We start from the raw sequence: 15032 nt of genomic DNA, 5'->3' as shown, positions 1-15032 counted from the left end.
GTCAGTTTGCGAAGGGGTCGGCCGCCGGGCCGTATTCGACGACGATCGCCTTGACCTGAGAGAACTCGTCCATGGCCTCGACGCCGTTCTCGCGGCCGATGCCGGATTGCTTGTAGCCGCCGAAGGGGACACGCAGGTTGATCGCCCGATAGGTATTCACCCAGACGGTCCCGGCCTGCAATTGCCGCGAGACGCGGCGCACGCGGCCGACGTCGCGGGTCCAGAAACCAGCGGCAAGGCCGTATTCCACGCCGTTCGCCATGGAAATCGCCTCCTCTTCCGTCTCGAAGCGCTGCACGGTGACGACGGGCCCGAAGATCTCCTCACGGCAGATCCGCATGTCGCTCGAAACATCGAGAACGATCGTCGGCGCAATCCAGTAGCCATCGATGAATTCCGGTCCGAGATCGGGCTTTGGGCCACCGGAGGCAAGGCGCGCACCCGCCGCCACCGCCTCGTTCACGAAGCCGTTGATGCGCTCGTATTGCCGCCTGTTCGCGACCGGGCCGATATGTGCCTTCGGCGAGGCGGGATGGCCAAGGCGAATGCGGCTCACGGAGGCGATGTAGCGTTCGACGAAGCTGTCGTAGATTTCGGCCTGCACGAGGATGCGCGAACCGGCGACGCAGGTCTGGCCGCTGCCGGAAAAGGCCCCTTGCGTCGCGGCAATCACGGCGCTGTCGACATCGCCATCGGCAAAGACGATATGGGCCGACTTGCCGCCCGCCTCGCAGACGAAACGCTTCATGCCGGCGGCGACCTTCGCGCCCAGGACCTTGGCCGTTGCCGTGCTGCCGGTGAAACTCACCATCTGCACGCCGGGATGGGTCGCGAGCGCCTCGCTGGCCACCGCATCGCCGATCACCACATTGACGATGCCGGCCGGAAAGCCCGCTTCCATCGCCAGTTCCGCAAGCGCGATGCTGGAGCCCGGCGCTTCTGCCGGCGGCTTCAGGATGACCGCGTTGCCCATGGCGAGCGCCGGCGCCAACTTCCAGGAGCCGAGCGAGAGCGCGCCGTTGAACGGCGTGATGGCGACGACGACACCGAGCGGCTCGCGAACGATGCGGGCATCCGCGGTGCGCGAAACGGTGCGGAAGACATCGTCATGGGTGTCGAGGGCGCTCGCATAATAGTCGTACCAGGCGGCGGTCGCCTTCATTTCCGCGGCGGTGGCGGCATGGCTCTTGCCGTTGGCGAGGCTTTCCAGCGCGCCGAGGCGATCGGCATTGGCGGCGATCAGGGCGCCCAGCCGGCGCAGGAGCGATGCGCGCTCATATCCCGTCATCGACGCCCAGGGCGCCGAGGCGAAGGCTTTGGCGGCGCTGGCGACGGCGAGTTCCACGGCTTCGTCGGAAACGAAGGCACTTGCCCAGACCGCACCGGTCGAGGGGTCATGAAGCGGGATCTTCCGGCCGGCCGGCGCGATCGCGGCGCCGCTGACATAGGAGGTGAAAACGTCCTGTTGGGCGGATGTGGGCATTGTCGGGGTCGGGTCCGTTTGCAGCGCGAGGAGAGACATGGCCGGCTCCTTCACAGTTTGATTTTCGGGTTGAAGTACGAGTAGAGGACATCGACGGCGAAGTTGATCAGCACGAAGGCCAGAGCGAGGATCAGGATGCCGCCCTGGATCAGCGGAATGTCGCGGGTCGAAATCGCCTGGTACATGGCAAGGCCGATGCCGGGCCAGGAGAAGATCGTCTCGGTCAGCACGGCGCCGCTGAGCAGGAAGCCCATCTGCATGCCGATCACCGTGATGATCTGCGGCATGGCGTTCGGCAGCGCATGGCGCAGCACCACGCGGGACTCCCGCATGCCCTTCGCCCTCGCCGTGCGGACATAATCGCTGTTGATGACCTCCAGCAGCGAGGAGCGGGTCATGCGGGCGATCGTGGCCAGCGACCAGGCGGCAAGGGTGATCGACGGCAGGATCATGTGGGCTATGAGGCTGAGCATGCCATCGCCGCCGCCGACGCTCTGCATGCCGGCGACCGGCAGGAGGCGCAGATGGAGGCCGAAGATCATGATGAGCACGAGACCGAGCCAGAACGACGGCATGGAATTGAAGAACAGGACGACGACCGAAAGCGACTGGTCGCGCAGCGAACCCGGTTTCAGCGCAGCCCAGGTGCCCGCCGCAACGCCGACGATGGCGGCGAGGATGATGGCGGCGACGGCGAGAAGAGCCGTGTTGCCGAGGCGATCGAGGATGACGGTCGCGACAGGCTGCGCGAAGGTGAAGGACTGCCCGAGATCGCCCTGCAGCAGGTTGCCGACATAGATCAGATACTGGACATAGGCCGGTTCATGCAGCCCCATGCTGAGCCGCAGAGCTTCCTTTGCCTCTTCGGAGGCCGTGGCGCCGAGCAGCATGTCGGCCGGATCGCCGGGAATGATCTTGGCGAGCAGGAAGGTCGCGATCGTGACCCCGATGATCACGGGAACGATCTGGAACGCGCGTCTGAGGGCGAACACGAGCATCGTTTCAGTCCCGCTGCTTGTTGAAACGTGGATCGAGATAGTCGCGGGCACCATCACCAATCAGGTTGAAGGCGACGGCGAGGACGACGATGGCAAGACCCGGAATGGTCGCGACATGGGCGGCGGTCGCCAGCGCGGTGCGGCCGCTCGACAGCATCTGGCCCCATTCGGGAGCGGGCGGCTGCGGGCCGAGGCCGAGAAAGCTGAGGCTCGACGACAGGATGACGTTCCGCCCGGTCTGCAGCGTGCCGTAGACGATGGCCGGCCCGAGGATGTTCGGCAGGATGTGCCGGAGCGCGATGCGCCGGGCACGGAAGCCGAGGGCATGGGACGCCTCGATGAACACCTCTTCCTTGACCTGCAGCACCGCGCCGCGAACGATGCGGCCGAAGGCGGGCACGGTGACGACGACCATCGCGATGATCATCGACGACAGGCCCGGCCCGAGCGCCGCGCTGATGCCGAGCGCCAGCAGGATGCCCGGAAAGGCGAACATGATGTCGAAGAACCGCATGATCACGGTATCGACGAACCCGCCGATGTAACCGGCAATCATCCCGAGCAGGCCGCCGATGCCGAGTGCAATGACCGTCGGGACGATCGCCACCAGCAGCGCATAGCGCGTGCCGTGGATGAGGCGGCTCAGGATATCGCGCCCGAGTTCGTCCGTGCCGAGGAGGTTCCATCCGGAGAACACACCCTTGTAGCGGGCGAGCGGATTGGCTCTCAACGGGTCGAACGGCGATATCCAGTCGGCAAAGACGGCGGCGAAGACGATGACGGCCAGGATGCCAAGTCCAATGGCCAGCGCGGGATTGTCCAGGATGCCGCCAAGGGCTCTTCGCCATCTGCGTGCGGGCCTGACTGTCTGTTCGATCACGGTCGTCATCGTTCTCTTCCGTCGCGGTTCTGCGATCAGGCGGCGTACCAGAGCTTGCCGAGGTTCGGGATCTGGTCCTTCAGGCCGACGGCGCGCAGCGCCCGCCAGAGCGTCGCCTGGTTGCTCGACACGACGGCCGCACCCGTATCCATTTCGAGATAGGGGAGGATCGGGAAGGTGCGGTAGGTGCCGCAGGAAATCAGGATCGCGTCGCACGTGCCGGCGGCCTTGAAAGCCTCTTTGCCCAGCTTGTAGGCGCTGTCGGCGTCATGCACGCTGGCATCGAAGGGATCGGTGATCTGGAGGCCCAGCATGGAGGCGATCTTGAAGCCCTTGGCCTCCATGAAGGCGCCCATCTTCTCGTTGACCTCGTCGGAATAGATCGTCGCGACGGCGATCGAGGTCGCACCCAGCGCCTTCAGCGCATCCATCTGTGCCGCCATCATCGTGATGGCCGGAATGCCGGTCTCGGCCTCGATCTGGGCGCAGACCTCCTCGTCGTGGCCGACGCCGCGCAGGAACGTGCCCGGCGCGCCGCACTGGACGATGAGATCCACCTTGGCGGTTGCCAGCTGGCGCGAGGCCTCCAGCACCTGCGACATCATCACCTTGAGGCCGTCCTCGTCGACCCGCGGCACGATGGTCCGGGCATCGGCGAAGGCGACGCCGACGGGCGCCACCGACCGCCATTCCTCGGCTCCCTCGATCGCCGTCGCCGGCCTCATCTGCCCGATACGCGCGCGCCAACCTAACATCATCTGTGTATTCTCCTCTTTCAAATCCTAATTAAAACAGCAGGTTACTTTACCTGGATGCGGGGGTAGTCGATGAAGACGGACCTTGCCGGCAGGACGCCGCCGACACGGGCGCTCAGCACGCGCGGCAGGCGATCCTGGTAGAGGAAGATCCACGGGCTATCGTCGGCGATGCGTTCGGCCGCCTGCCGATAGAGGTCGAAGCGCCTGGCCTCGTCGCTTTCGCCGCGCGCCTCGGTGAAGAGCCGGTCGGCCTCGGCATTGGTGAACCAGCCGCGATTGACGCCGCGTGGCGGCTGCTGGTCGCCGGCGAACATGCGCTCCAGCCAGTAGGCGCTGTCGGCACCGGTCGTCCAGCCGTTGAACGAGCCCTGGACGTCATCCTTGTAACCGGGACCCTCGGTCGAGACGAGCGTCGCGAATTCCAGGAACTGCGGCTCCAGCGTGATGCCGACCTCGCCGAGATCCTGCTGCAGGAGAGCGATGACTTCGGAGGCCTGGCCGAAACCGGGGCCGCTGTTCGGCGCCATCAGCTTGATGGTGACGCCGGTCGAGAAACCGGCCTCGGCCAGCAGCGCCTTCGCCTTCGCCGGATCGTAGGCATAGGTCGATCCGGTCGTGCCCGGCAGCTCGTTGCCCGAGGGCACCGGGCCGCCGAGCGGCGTGACCTGCCCGTTGAGCAGGGCCGCCAGATTGTCGCGGTTGACGGCGTAGTTCAGCGCCTGGCGAAACAGCTTGTTCTCCGTGTACTGCGCCTTGGTGTTGAACCGCACGAAATACTGGTTCGCCGGCTCGGGATACTGGACCTGCAGGCTGGGATCGACGGACAGCTGGGCGATCTGCTGCGAGCTTGCGCTCGGGATGATGTCGACCTGGCCGGTCTGCATGGCGATCGCCATGGCGGTCGGGTCGGTCACGGGCCGGAAGATGAGGGTATCGACGGCGGCCGCGCCGCCCCAATAGGCGTCGTTCCGCTTCAGGTCGAGTTGCTGCCCCTGCTGAAAGACCTCCAGCCGGAAGGGGCCGGTTCCGACGGGGTTCAACCCCATCGCATCCCCCTTGTGGGCGGCCATCGCCGTCGGGCTGATGATGCCGGAGCGCCGGTCGCTGAGAAGGCGCAGCAGACCCGAAAACGGCTCCTTCACCTTGATCTCGAAGGTCTGCGCATCGATCGCCGCCGTACCGGCGATCCAGCGGGTCAGGAAGGTCATGTTGCCGGCGGCGCGCTCGTCATAGAGCGGCGAGGCCTTGTCCATGATCCTGGCGAAATTCGCCTGAACGGCTTTCGCGTTGAAATCCGTGTCGTCATGGAACTTGACGCCGGAGCGCAGCGTGAAGCGGTAGACGAGGCCGTCATCGCTCACCGTCCAGCTTTCGGCGAGGCCGCCCTTCAGCGCCGGCGCCGTGTCGGTCACGACCGAAAGATCCTCGCGGACGAGCGGATCGTAGATCGCGTCGATCACCCGAAGACCCGGCGTGCCGGTCATGCGGTGCGGATCCAGCGGCGGTATGGCGCCTTCCGAACCGATGACGACAGTCTGCGCCAGCGCGGAAACCGGCGCCACGAGGGCGGAACTGGCGACAAGGCAAGCGAGGGCCGTCGCCAGGCGGCGTTTCGTCAACATATTCAACATCCTGTTCCCCTTGTTGGTTGGGTTTCTTCCGCGCCGAGGATGAGTGGCTGCGACCCGTGGCCATCATTAAAGGTGCCAGGGTTCAATAAATCAAATTGAAAAACTTTCCGGATTGATCACAATGATCTATAAATAAACGTCTGGAGATACTCGATGGCCGGCCCACAACCACAGGCTCTGCCCTCCCCGTCCTACACCGCGACCATCCGCCACCTGCGGGCGTTCCTCAGCGTCGCGAAACATCGTAGTTTCACGCGCGCGGCCACGGAGCTGCATCTGTCGCAGCCTTCGCTGACCATGACGATCCAGCAGCTGGAGGACATCGTCGGGGGAACGCTGTTCGACCGGACGACGCGCAACGTGATCCTGACGCAGGAGGGAACGGATCTCTTCCCGGTCGCCGAACGCGTCGTTGACGATTTCGACCTGGCGATCCGCAACATCCGGCTGACGGCCTCGAGCCGCAACAGCTGCATCCGCGTCGGCGTCGTCAGCTCGATCGCGACCAAGATCATGCCCCGCATCCTGGAAGGCTTCCTCGCCTCCCGGCCGGGCCTACGCGTCCAGCTGCGCGAGGGAAACTCGAACGACGTGCGCCGGCTCGTGCGGCGCAACGAGGTGGACATCGGCTTTGCCAGCATGGACGGTCCCGATGCCGAGCTCGTGTTCAAGCCGCTGTTCAGGGACCAGCTCGGCCTTTTCCTTCGCCACACGCATCCCCTGCACGCGGCCGCGAAGGATGGCGTGCTGCGCTGGGCCGACCTTGCCAACCACAATTTCGTCGGCCTGACGCTGGACACGGCGACCGGCCCGATCCTCTCGCAGATGGAGCACCTTCCCGAATCCATCCGCGTGCCGAAATACGAGGTGTCGACCTATCCGACGCTCTGGGCACTCATCGAAAACGGCCTCGGCATCACCACCGCGCCGGCGCTGGCGGCGGAGTTCCTTCCAGACAACCGCATCGCCTTCCTCGGGCTCACCGATCCGGTCGCGTGGCGCAGCGTTTATATTGTCAGCCGGCTCGGGCGCGCCTTCCCTCCGATGGTAACTGCCCTCGTGAAAACGGTCGAGGCGGAACTTGCCGCGATTTCCAACGGCCATTCGAGGATCACGACGTCCGGAATACCGGTTTCCGAAGAATGGTAACCGCAGCTATGAAAAACGCTCCGGCCTGAAAGTCGCGAGCATCGGATGCTCGGCACCCGTCGCAACCTCGCAGGCGAGCAGTTCACCGACGATGAGGCCGAGCGTTGCGCCGCTATGGCTGAAGGCAACATAATAGCCGGGAATGGCCTTGAGCGCGCCGATCACCGGCTCGCCATCGCCGGGGATCGGCTTGCCGCCAACGCCGATGGAGGCGACTTCGAGCTTTGGGTTGCCGTCCATCACCTTCGCGGCCTCGGCAAGCAGGGCGTCCACCACGGCTTCGTCAATGTCATACCCGCCGTCAGGACGCAGCCTGAGGCCTTCGTCCGCCGCCCAGTCGGCATCCAGCGAGAAAGTGCCGCCCGGCGCCGGGCGCACGGCGACGCGTGGCGTGTTGAGGACGGCGCGCAGCGGATGGGCGAGCGGCTTCGTCTGCACGAGGAGAGCGGTCGGGGTATCGTCGCCAATCAGCTGGCCACTTTCCGCCGCCATTCGCGGCACGGCGGGCCCTGTTGCGAGCACGACGGCATCGGCCTTGAAGCGACCGCCTGTCGCCGTCTCCGCCCCGACGGCGCGGCCGCCTTCGACCGTCACCCGCGCAGCCCCCTGATCCGTCACCAGCATGCCGCCAAGCATCGAAAACTCCTCGAGAAGCACGCCGATCAGCGCCGGCAGATCGACCCAGCCTTCGCCGGGATTGAAGATCGCACCCTGGGGCGTGATCGCGCGCGCATCAACGCCCGGTGCGACGCGGGCGACCTCGCCGGCGGCAAGCCGCTGCGCGTCATAGGCCAGCGATACTTCGTGGCGATAGGCCGCGTCGATCTCGTTGCGCTCGTCGTCGGCATCCCAGGTCAGGCCACCGTCGAAACGAAGCCAGTCCGTATCGGGGCGCTGCGCGAAAAGGGTGCGGTAGCGGTCGATGCCAGCCATGCGCAGGCGGTGATAGGGCTCCGAGCGCATGCGCGCCGAGTTCAGCCAGGAGAGCGAGCGGCCGGAGGCGCCATTGGCCGGCGGACCATCGTTGAGGATCGTCACGCGGATGCCGCGGCGGGCGAGCTGGACGCCGGTGGAAACGCCGAAGATGCCGGCGCCGATGATGACTGCCGAGGAGATGGTGTTGTCTGTCATGGAGGTGTCTTTCAATCGGTTGGTCATGCAGATGGAGGGAGCGGTTCAGGGCGCTTCCCAGCGGCCGTGGGCGGCGGAGCGGAACAGTGCGTCGATGGCCCTCATGTTGGCGATCGCATCGTCCAGCCCCGTTTCGAGCGGCTTGCCGGAGAGAACGGCTTCGGCGAAAGCGTCGGCCTGCTCGCGGTACTGGTCGACCGGCCCGATGGCGATCTCCTCGCGCCCGCCGCCGGCAAGGTCGCGCCCATCGTCGAGGACGAGCACAGTCGGCTCGTCGGCTGGTGCATTAAAGGGGACGGGGATGTCCAGGCGTCCGCGCGTTCCGAGCACCGTCACCTTCTGCGTGAGGGCAAGCTGCGTGGAGCAGGTGAAGGCGAGCTGCCTCCCCCCGGGAAACGCCAGCAGCCCGCTCGTCAGCCGGTCCGTGCCGAAGACCGGATCGCGCTCCATGAGTGCGATCGCCCGCAACGGTTCGGCATCGAACAGGAAACGGGCCGTGTTGATGGCGTAGCATCCGACATCGAACAGGCCGCCCCCGCCGATATCCGCCTGGTTGCGCACATTCTGCGGGTCGTCGAGATAGTAGGAGAAGATCGTCTGAATGGCTCTGACCTCGCCGAGTCGCCCCTCGGCGATCAGCGCGCGCGCCTTTTTCCATTGCGGGTGATGGCGCACCATGAATGCCTCGGCGACGGGCAGGCCGACGGCTTCCTGCACGGCCGCGAGCTTCATTGCCTGCGCAGCATCGAGCGCTATGGGCTTTTCGCACAGCACCGGCTTGCCCTGCTCCAGCGCCCTGATCGTCATGGGCACATGCAGGTGATTGGGCAGCGGATTGTAGATCGCGTCGATGTCCGGATCGGCCAGCATGGCCTCATAGTCGCCGTAGGCCTTGGCGATGCCGAAGCGCGCCGCCATCGCCTTCGCCCTGTCCGGATCGCGCGAGGCGATCGCCTCGACCCGCCCCAGGCGGCTCGACTGAATGGCGGGAATGACCGCCTTGGCGGCAATGCCCGCGCAGCCGAGGATGCCCCATCGTATCGTTCGTGTCATCGTGTCTCCTCGTTCAAAGGACTTCCGCGAGGAAGCGCCGCAGGCGTGGGCTCTCAGGGTTGTCGAAGATCGCCTCGGGCGTGCCTGCCTCCACCACGCGCCCCTCATCCATGAAGACGACCTGGTCGGCAACGCGGCGGGCAAAGCCCATCTCGTGCGTGACGACGACCATGGTCATGCCGCGCTTGCCGAGGTCGGCCATCAGGTTGAGCACGCCCTTGACCAGTTCCGGATCGAGTGCGCTCGTCACCTCGTCGAAGAGTATGACCTCCGGCTCCATGGCGAGCGCGCGGGCGATGGCGACGCGCTGCTGCTGGCCGCCGGAAAGCCCGCCGGGGCGATGATGCTGGCGGCCCGCAAGGCCGACATCGGCAAGCCGCGCCTTGGCGATCCGCTCCGCCTCCGCCTTCGGCAGACCCTTGATCTTCGTCAGCGACAGCATGACGTTTTCCAGCGCCGTGTGATCCGGGAAGAGGTTGAAGTGCTGGAAGACCATGCCGACACGCCGGCGGAGCCGCTCTGGCTTCATGGCGAGGATGCTGTCGCCGTCGAGAAGGACATCGCCGCTCTTCGGCTCGACCAGCCGGTTCAGGCAGCGCAGCAGGGTGGACTTGCCGGAGCCGGACGGGCCGATAACGCAGGTGACGCTGCCCGGCTTGACCGAAAGGTCCACGCCCTTCAGCACGTCGAGCTCGCCATAGGCCATGCCGAGGTTGCGCACGTCGAGACTGCCGCCCTTGAAAGACGCTTCGGAAGCGCGGCCGGCGCCATCGAGTTCGCTGACCTCCTCAAGCCCGCTGGTGACGGCTGCCGGGCGCTGCTTGCCGAGCCGCAGGCGGTTGTCGATCGCGTTGACGACGTGGGTAAGCGGCACGGTCACGACGAGATAGAAGACGCCGGCAAGAAGGAGCGGCGAAAGATTGCCGGTCACCACCGCCTGGTCCTGGCCGACGCGAAAGATCTCGCGCTCGGAAGCGAGCAAGCCGAGGAAATAGACGAGACTCGAATCCTTCACGTTGCCGATGAACTGGTTGACAAGGGCCGGCAGCACGCGCCGCACGCCCTGCGGCACGACGATGAGCCGCATGCCTTGCCCGTAGCTCATCGACAGCGCCCGGCAGGCCTCCATCTGGCCCCGGTCGACGCTCTGGATCCCCGAGCGAAAGATCTCGCCGATATAGGCGCCGGCGATCAGGCTGAGCGCCAGGATGCCAAGCGGATAGGGCGACGGGCCGAACAGCTCGCGGCCGATGCGCGCAAAACCCTGCCCGATCAACAGGATGGTGACGATAGCCGGCAGGCCGCGAAAGACATCCGTGTAGATTCGGGCGGGGATGCGCAGCCACGGCGAGCGGGAAATGCCCATGATGGCGAGCACCATGCCGATGATGATGCCGAGCACCGTCGAGGCCGCAGCAAGGATCAGCGTATTCTTGAGACCGACCGTGATCATGGTCGGCAGCACTTCGGCCATCGCGTTCCAGTCGAGGAAGCTGCGGCGCAGGTTTTCAAGCCAGTTCATCAACAAGGCCCTTCAGGGAAAGGCCACCCCGGCGCAGCCGGGGCGGCAGCCGGCGTCAGGTCTTGGGGAGGTATTCGGCCGGCATCGGCGTGCCGGGGAACCACTTCTCGTGGATCTTCTTCCAGGTGCCGTCCTGCATGGCGTCATGCAGCGCCTTGTTCAGCGCCTCGCGCAGCTTGTCGTTGCCCTTGCGCACGACGAAGCCGGCCGGTGCGTCGAAGCTCGGGATGTTGACCGCGATCGTCAGCTCGGGATAGCGGCCCGAATAGTCCTTCGCCGCCTCGTAATCGAGGAAATGCGCGTCCACGGTGCCGTTGTTGAGCGCGGCGACGGCCGAGTTGTTGTCGGGGAACTTGACGAGATCGGCGCCCGCGAAATTCTTCTCGGCGTAGATCTCCTGCAGCGTGCCCTGCACGACGCCGAGACGCTTGCCCTGCAGGCTGGCGGCGTCCTTGATCGCGGCGTCCGGCGTCAGGATCGATAGATAGCCTGCGAGATATCCGTCGGTGAAATCGACCGTCTCCTTGCGCTTGTCCGTCGTGCCGATCGCGGCCGCCGCGACGTCGAAGCGGCTGTTGGCGACCGACGGCATCAGCGCGGCGAATTCCTGGCCGGTGAAGATCACCTGTTCCTTCTTGAAGCCGATACGCTCGGCGACGTTGAGGAAGAGCTCTATGTCGAAGCCGGTGAAGTTGCCGTCGGAGGTGGTGAAGGCATAGGGCTTGGCATCGCCCATCGTGCCGACGCTGATGACGGCAGGGTCGATCAGGCCAAGCGGATTGTCGTCGGCGGCGGCCGGCGTCGCGGCGCCTGCCAGGACGCCGAGGGCGAGCGCGACAGCGGCGGCGCGCATTCGGGAAAGGGGGGAAGTGATGGCTTTGGAAAGTCGCATTGGTCTCGTCTCCTCTGGTGGTGGTGTCTGCAATGACTTCAAGGCGCACGGGTCCCACCGGGCAGCGGCGACCCGCTGTCCGGCCCATGCCATCTGCATGCCGGGATTCTGCTCTTCTCATTTTGAGACCGGTCTCATAATAAAAGAGACCGGTCTCTTTGACGTTTCGCAATTGTTATCTTCGCATTTGCCAGTCGTCAATATCTCTTGTAAGGCTAGCGCCCATGGACCAGAGCCCGCCCCGTTCCCCCTCCGTCACGGTTGCCGACGTCGCGCGCAAGGCGGGCGTCTCGAAGGCCACCGCCGCGCGCGTTCTGGGTGGCTACGGCACCGTGAGCGACCGGGTACGCGATGCCGTGACCGCCGCCGCGCGCGCCCTTGACTACCAGCCGAACGAACTTGCCCGCAGCATGACGACGGGCCGCTCCGGCACGATCGGCGTCGTGGTGGGCGATATCGAGAACCCGTTCTTCAGCCTCGCCATGCGGGGGATCACCGATATCGCCCGGCAGGCCGGCTTCACCGTCGTCCTCATCAATTCCGGCGAGGACGCCGAGGCGGAGAAGGCCGCGATCCGCACCCTGCTTGCCAAGCGGGTGGACGGCCTGATCGTCTCGCCGGCCAAGGAGAGCGATGTCGGCCATCTCAGGGAAGCCGCCCGCGCCGGCCGGCCGCTCGTCCTGCTTGACCGTGGCAGCGAAATGCTCGACGTCGACATGGTGATCGCCGACGACCGGCATGCCGCCGAGGGCATCACGCGCCGGCTCATCGCGCTCGGCCACCGCCGCATCGCCTACCTGACAGCCTGCGACACGCCGGACCACCGCTTCCGCACGCCGTCCGACATCAATACCGGCTCGGTGCGGCGGCGCATCGAGGGCTTTCTCGGCGTCTGTCGTGAGGCGGGCCTTGAAGGAATGGAAGACCGGGTGCATGTGGGCGCCGTCACGCCGGAGCATACGCATCGCATCGTCACGGGGATGCTCCAGTCCTCTCAGCGCCCGACGGCGATCATCGCGTCGGACAGCGTGATCGGGCTCGAAGTGTTCAAGGTGTGCCGCGCGCTCGGCCTCAGCATACCGGACGACCTGTCGCTGGTGTCGTTCCACGATGCGGACTGGACGTCCGTCACGACGCCGCCCGTCACGGTGGTACGCCAGCCCGTCTACCGCCTCGGCGAGACGGCGGCGAAGCTGCTGGTCGAGCGCCTGAACGGCAACCACGCGGAGGCGAGCCGCGTCGTCCTGCAGACGGAAGTCATCGAGCGCGCCTCCGTTGCCGAAGCGCCCGTCTAGAGTATCCGTTTTGGTCAAGGAAATGATTTTGTCCATTTCCGACGGTCCTTGAGCAGGGCGTTTGCCAGCACGATGAGCTTTCGCATGATGGCTGTTATTGCGAGCTTCGAGGCTTTGCCGCCCGCTTTGAGCTGGTGGTACTTTGCCCTGAGTTCCGGATTGAAGCGCATGGCGACGAGGGCCGGCATGTAGAGCGCCTGGCGGACGTTGGCGCGGCCGCCGCGGATGAAGGCGCGTGCGGCCCGGTTGCCGGACTGGCGTGCGACGGGGGCGAGGCCGGCGAGAGAGGCGGCCGCGCCGTTTTCGAGCATTCCGAGCTCGGGCATGTCGATGATCAGGGCGAAGGCGGTTATGGTCGAGACGCCCGGGATCGAGACGAGGATGTCGAAGCGGCCGGCGAGGTCCGGATCGGCCTTGACGATCGCCATGATCTCGCTCTCGATGGCGGCGATCTGGCGTCCGATCTGCCTGAGCTGCTCCGCGTTGTGACGCTTGAGGATGGCAAGGGTCAGCGTCTTGGCCCTGTTCCTGGCGGCCGTGCGGTTCTTCACCAGCGCCTCGCGGGCCATGTGCAGGTCCTTGAGATCGTTGAGGACCGGACGACGCACCGGCCGCGCGTCGAGGTCGAGTACAGCACCCATGCGCGCCAGCATGGCAGCGTCGAGCCGGTCGGTCTTGGCGAGCTTTCCCGTGGCTTCGGCGAACCGCCTTGCCTGGCGTGGGTTGACCTTGACCAGCGCACAGCCCACATCCGCCAGCCTTCTCTCGAAGGCCCGGTGATAGGGACCGGTCGGCTCGTAGACGATGTGCGCGTCGGGCTGGCTCAGCCAGTCCAGGAAGGCCCGATGGCCGGCGGTGTCGTTGGCAAAACGCCGGCTTTTGCCGTCGCTCGTCCTGTAGGCGTCGAGATGGTCTTTCGAGATGTCGACCCCGATGGTATCCTTTGTCATCTTTCGCTTGTCCTGTGCTTGTCGTCCGCAGCCGAGCTGCGGGTATCCGTTCAGGCCTCAAGAGAAAGACGAGGGCGATCAAACTCTAGCTCGACCCGTCAAACGGTCTGCATTTCAACGATCCGACCCTCGCCGCTGAGGGAGGGCGGCTACCCTCTCACAGCGGACCCTTCTTCGCCCATTCGGCAGCGAAAGTCATAAGACAAGCATTTCCGGTACCGCATTATCCGACGCCGAAGCGACTTCGCTTCGGCCGGAAATGCTCCAGGCATTCCGCGCGGGCCAAGAACGCCCGCCAAGCCACAGGACACGCAGCACGGCGGCCTGGGCAATGGCCGCAGCAGCGGATTCCTGTCTCTTCGGCGCCGTGGCGGCGGGCTTCCGTTCCTCCCCTTCGCTTCTCAAGCCGGACCAAGGGCCTTGCGCATGGCCTCGACGCATTGCCTTAGCGGCGGGGTGGGATCGACATTGTATTTCCAGTTGGTCAGCTCGACCGTCAGCGAGCCTTCGTAATTCTGGCTGCGGAGATAGGCGACAAGCGTGTCGAGATCGACGATGCCCTCGCCCCACGCCAGATGGCTGCCGCCGGCATCCGCGTCGGTGAAATGCACATGCGCGACGCGGCCTGCAAGGTGGGTGAAATAGTCCTCGGGCCTCTCGTGCGTCATCACGGCGCCCGCGACATCGTAGACCGCATGGAGCACGGGACTTGCGAGCATGTCCATCAGTGCGCGGATCTCCTTTGCCGAGCGAACGATGTTGGCGAAGGAATCCGGCAGCGCCTCCATCCAGAGGTCAAGGCCGAGTTTCTGCGCACGATCGCACAGGATGCCCATGGAATCGACGCAGCGCTCCAGCGCTTCTGCGGCCGGTTCGTCGCGATAGCCGCCGCCGGCCGTCACCAGCAGGGCGGGCGCGCCGCATTCGACGGCGAATTCCATCGATTCCAGGAAATAGCGCACCGAACGGTCGCGCAGCTCCGGCTCCCTCGCCGAGATGTTGATGGGATAGATGCACTGTTCCGGCGTGAACGCGACGATGTCGAGGCCCATTCCCCGCACGGTCCGCCCCAGCGCCCGTGCATCGGCCAGCGTCTTGTCACCGATATAGAAATGCGGAGCGGCCGCCCACAGCTCGATGCGCGAGACCCCGGCCTCGCGCACATCGGCCAGAAACCGGTCCAGCGTATGCCGCACATAGTGGAAGTTCATTACGCTGATATTGCGTTCGTCGAGTGCCATCGCATGTCCTCCGCCGGTGGTCGCCGAAGCGACGATTTCATTTATTTTA

General features: G+C 65.6%; 13 protein-coding genes. 2 read left to right on the top strand and 11 right to left on the bottom strand.

Features of this window, described 5'->3' with window-relative positions:
- Position 1 precedes the first annotated feature (1 nt).
- The 5 genes from AABF56_RS00260 to AABF56_RS00240 are packed head-to-tail and all read right to left on the bottom strand — an operon-like array spanning position 2 to position 5741.
- Complete coding sequence (locus tag AABF56_RS00260; protein ID WP_272804503.1) at positions 2 to 1522, bottom strand: aldehyde dehydrogenase family protein; 1521 nt, start codon at positions 1520 to 1522, stop codon at positions 2 to 4.
- 11 nt (positions 1523 to 1533) lie between these two features.
- A complete protein-coding gene (locus tag AABF56_RS00255; RefSeq protein WP_272804502.1) occupies positions 1534 to 2481 on the bottom strand; it encodes an ABC transporter permease in 948 nt (315 codons plus the stop codon).
- Positions 2482 to 2485: 4 nt separating this feature from the next.
- On the bottom strand, positions 2486 to 3370 hold the full coding sequence (locus AABF56_RS00250; RefSeq protein ID WP_244768058.1) for an ABC transporter permease: 885 nt from the start codon (positions 3368 to 3370) through the stop codon (positions 2486 to 2488).
- Between the two features lie 26 nt (positions 3371 to 3396).
- On the bottom strand, positions 3397 to 4119 hold the full coding sequence (locus AABF56_RS00245) for a maleate cis-trans isomerase family protein (RefSeq protein ID WP_244768059.1): 723 nt from the start codon (positions 4117 to 4119) through the stop codon (positions 3397 to 3399).
- A gap of 41 nt (positions 4120 to 4160) precedes the next feature.
- A complete protein-coding gene (locus tag AABF56_RS00240) occupies positions 4161 to 5741 on the bottom strand; it encodes an ABC transporter substrate-binding protein (RefSeq protein WP_272804501.1) in 1581 nt (526 codons plus the stop codon).
- Positions 5742 to 5903: 162 nt separating this feature from the next.
- On the opposite strand from AABF56_RS00240, the gene AABF56_RS00235 reads away from it, so the two are divergent.
- Complete coding sequence (locus AABF56_RS00235; protein ID WP_244768061.1) at positions 5904 to 6899, top strand: LysR family transcriptional regulator; 996 nt, start codon at positions 5904 to 5906, stop codon at positions 6897 to 6899.
- Between the two features lie 6 nt (positions 6900 to 6905).
- On the opposite strand, the gene AABF56_RS00230 is transcribed toward AABF56_RS00235, so the two are convergent.
- From AABF56_RS00230 to AABF56_RS00215, 4 genes are read right to left on the bottom strand one after another with little or no spacing between them, the layout of a single operon-like run.
- Entirely contained in the window at positions 6906 to 8030 is a 1125-nt protein-coding gene (locus AABF56_RS00230; protein WP_272804500.1) for an NAD(P)/FAD-dependent oxidoreductase, read from the bottom strand.
- 45 nt (positions 8031 to 8075) lie between these two features.
- Positions 8076 to 9083: a Gfo/Idh/MocA family protein gene (locus AABF56_RS00225; RefSeq protein WP_272804499.1), complete on the bottom strand. Its 1008-nt coding sequence runs from the start codon at positions 9081 to 9083 to the stop codon at positions 8076 to 8078.
- Between the two features lie 13 nt (positions 9084 to 9096).
- Positions 9097 to 10605: an amino acid ABC transporter permease/ATP-binding protein gene (locus AABF56_RS00220; RefSeq protein WP_272804498.1), complete on the bottom strand. Its 1509-nt coding sequence runs from the start codon at positions 10603 to 10605 to the stop codon at positions 9097 to 9099.
- A gap of 55 nt (positions 10606 to 10660) precedes the next feature.
- Positions 10661 to 11497: an ABC transporter substrate-binding protein gene (locus tag AABF56_RS00215; RefSeq protein WP_272804497.1), complete on the bottom strand. Its 837-nt coding sequence runs from the start codon at positions 11495 to 11497 to the stop codon at positions 10661 to 10663.
- 224 nt (positions 11498 to 11721) lie between these two features.
- On the opposite strand from AABF56_RS00215, the gene AABF56_RS00210 reads away from it, so the two are divergent.
- On the top strand, positions 11722 to 12792 hold the full coding sequence (locus tag AABF56_RS00210; protein WP_272804496.1) for a LacI family DNA-binding transcriptional regulator: 1071 nt from the start codon (positions 11722 to 11724) through the stop codon (positions 12790 to 12792).
- A gap of 14 nt (positions 12793 to 12806) precedes the next feature.
- On the opposite strand, the gene AABF56_RS00205 is transcribed toward AABF56_RS00210, so the two are convergent.
- On the bottom strand, positions 12807 to 13742 hold the full coding sequence (locus tag AABF56_RS00205; RefSeq protein ID WP_272804495.1) for an IS110 family transposase: 936 nt from the start codon (positions 13740 to 13742) through the stop codon (positions 12807 to 12809).
- Positions 13743 to 14143: 401 nt separating this feature from the next.
- Positions 14144 to 14983, bottom strand: coding sequence for a sugar phosphate isomerase/epimerase family protein (locus AABF56_RS00200; protein ID WP_272804494.1), 840 nt, complete (start codon positions 14981 to 14983; stop codon positions 14144 to 14146).
- Positions 14984 to 15032 lie beyond the last annotated feature (49 nt).

The organism is Shinella sp. WSC3-e (genome assembly GCF_945994535.1).
In the GTDB taxonomy this organism is placed as follows: Bacteria; Pseudomonadota; Alphaproteobacteria; order Rhizobiales; family Rhizobiaceae; genus Shinella; species Shinella yambaruensis.
The sequence above is the reverse complement of the archived record's forward strand: the minus strand, read 5'-3'. Positions and strand labels throughout refer to the sequence as shown.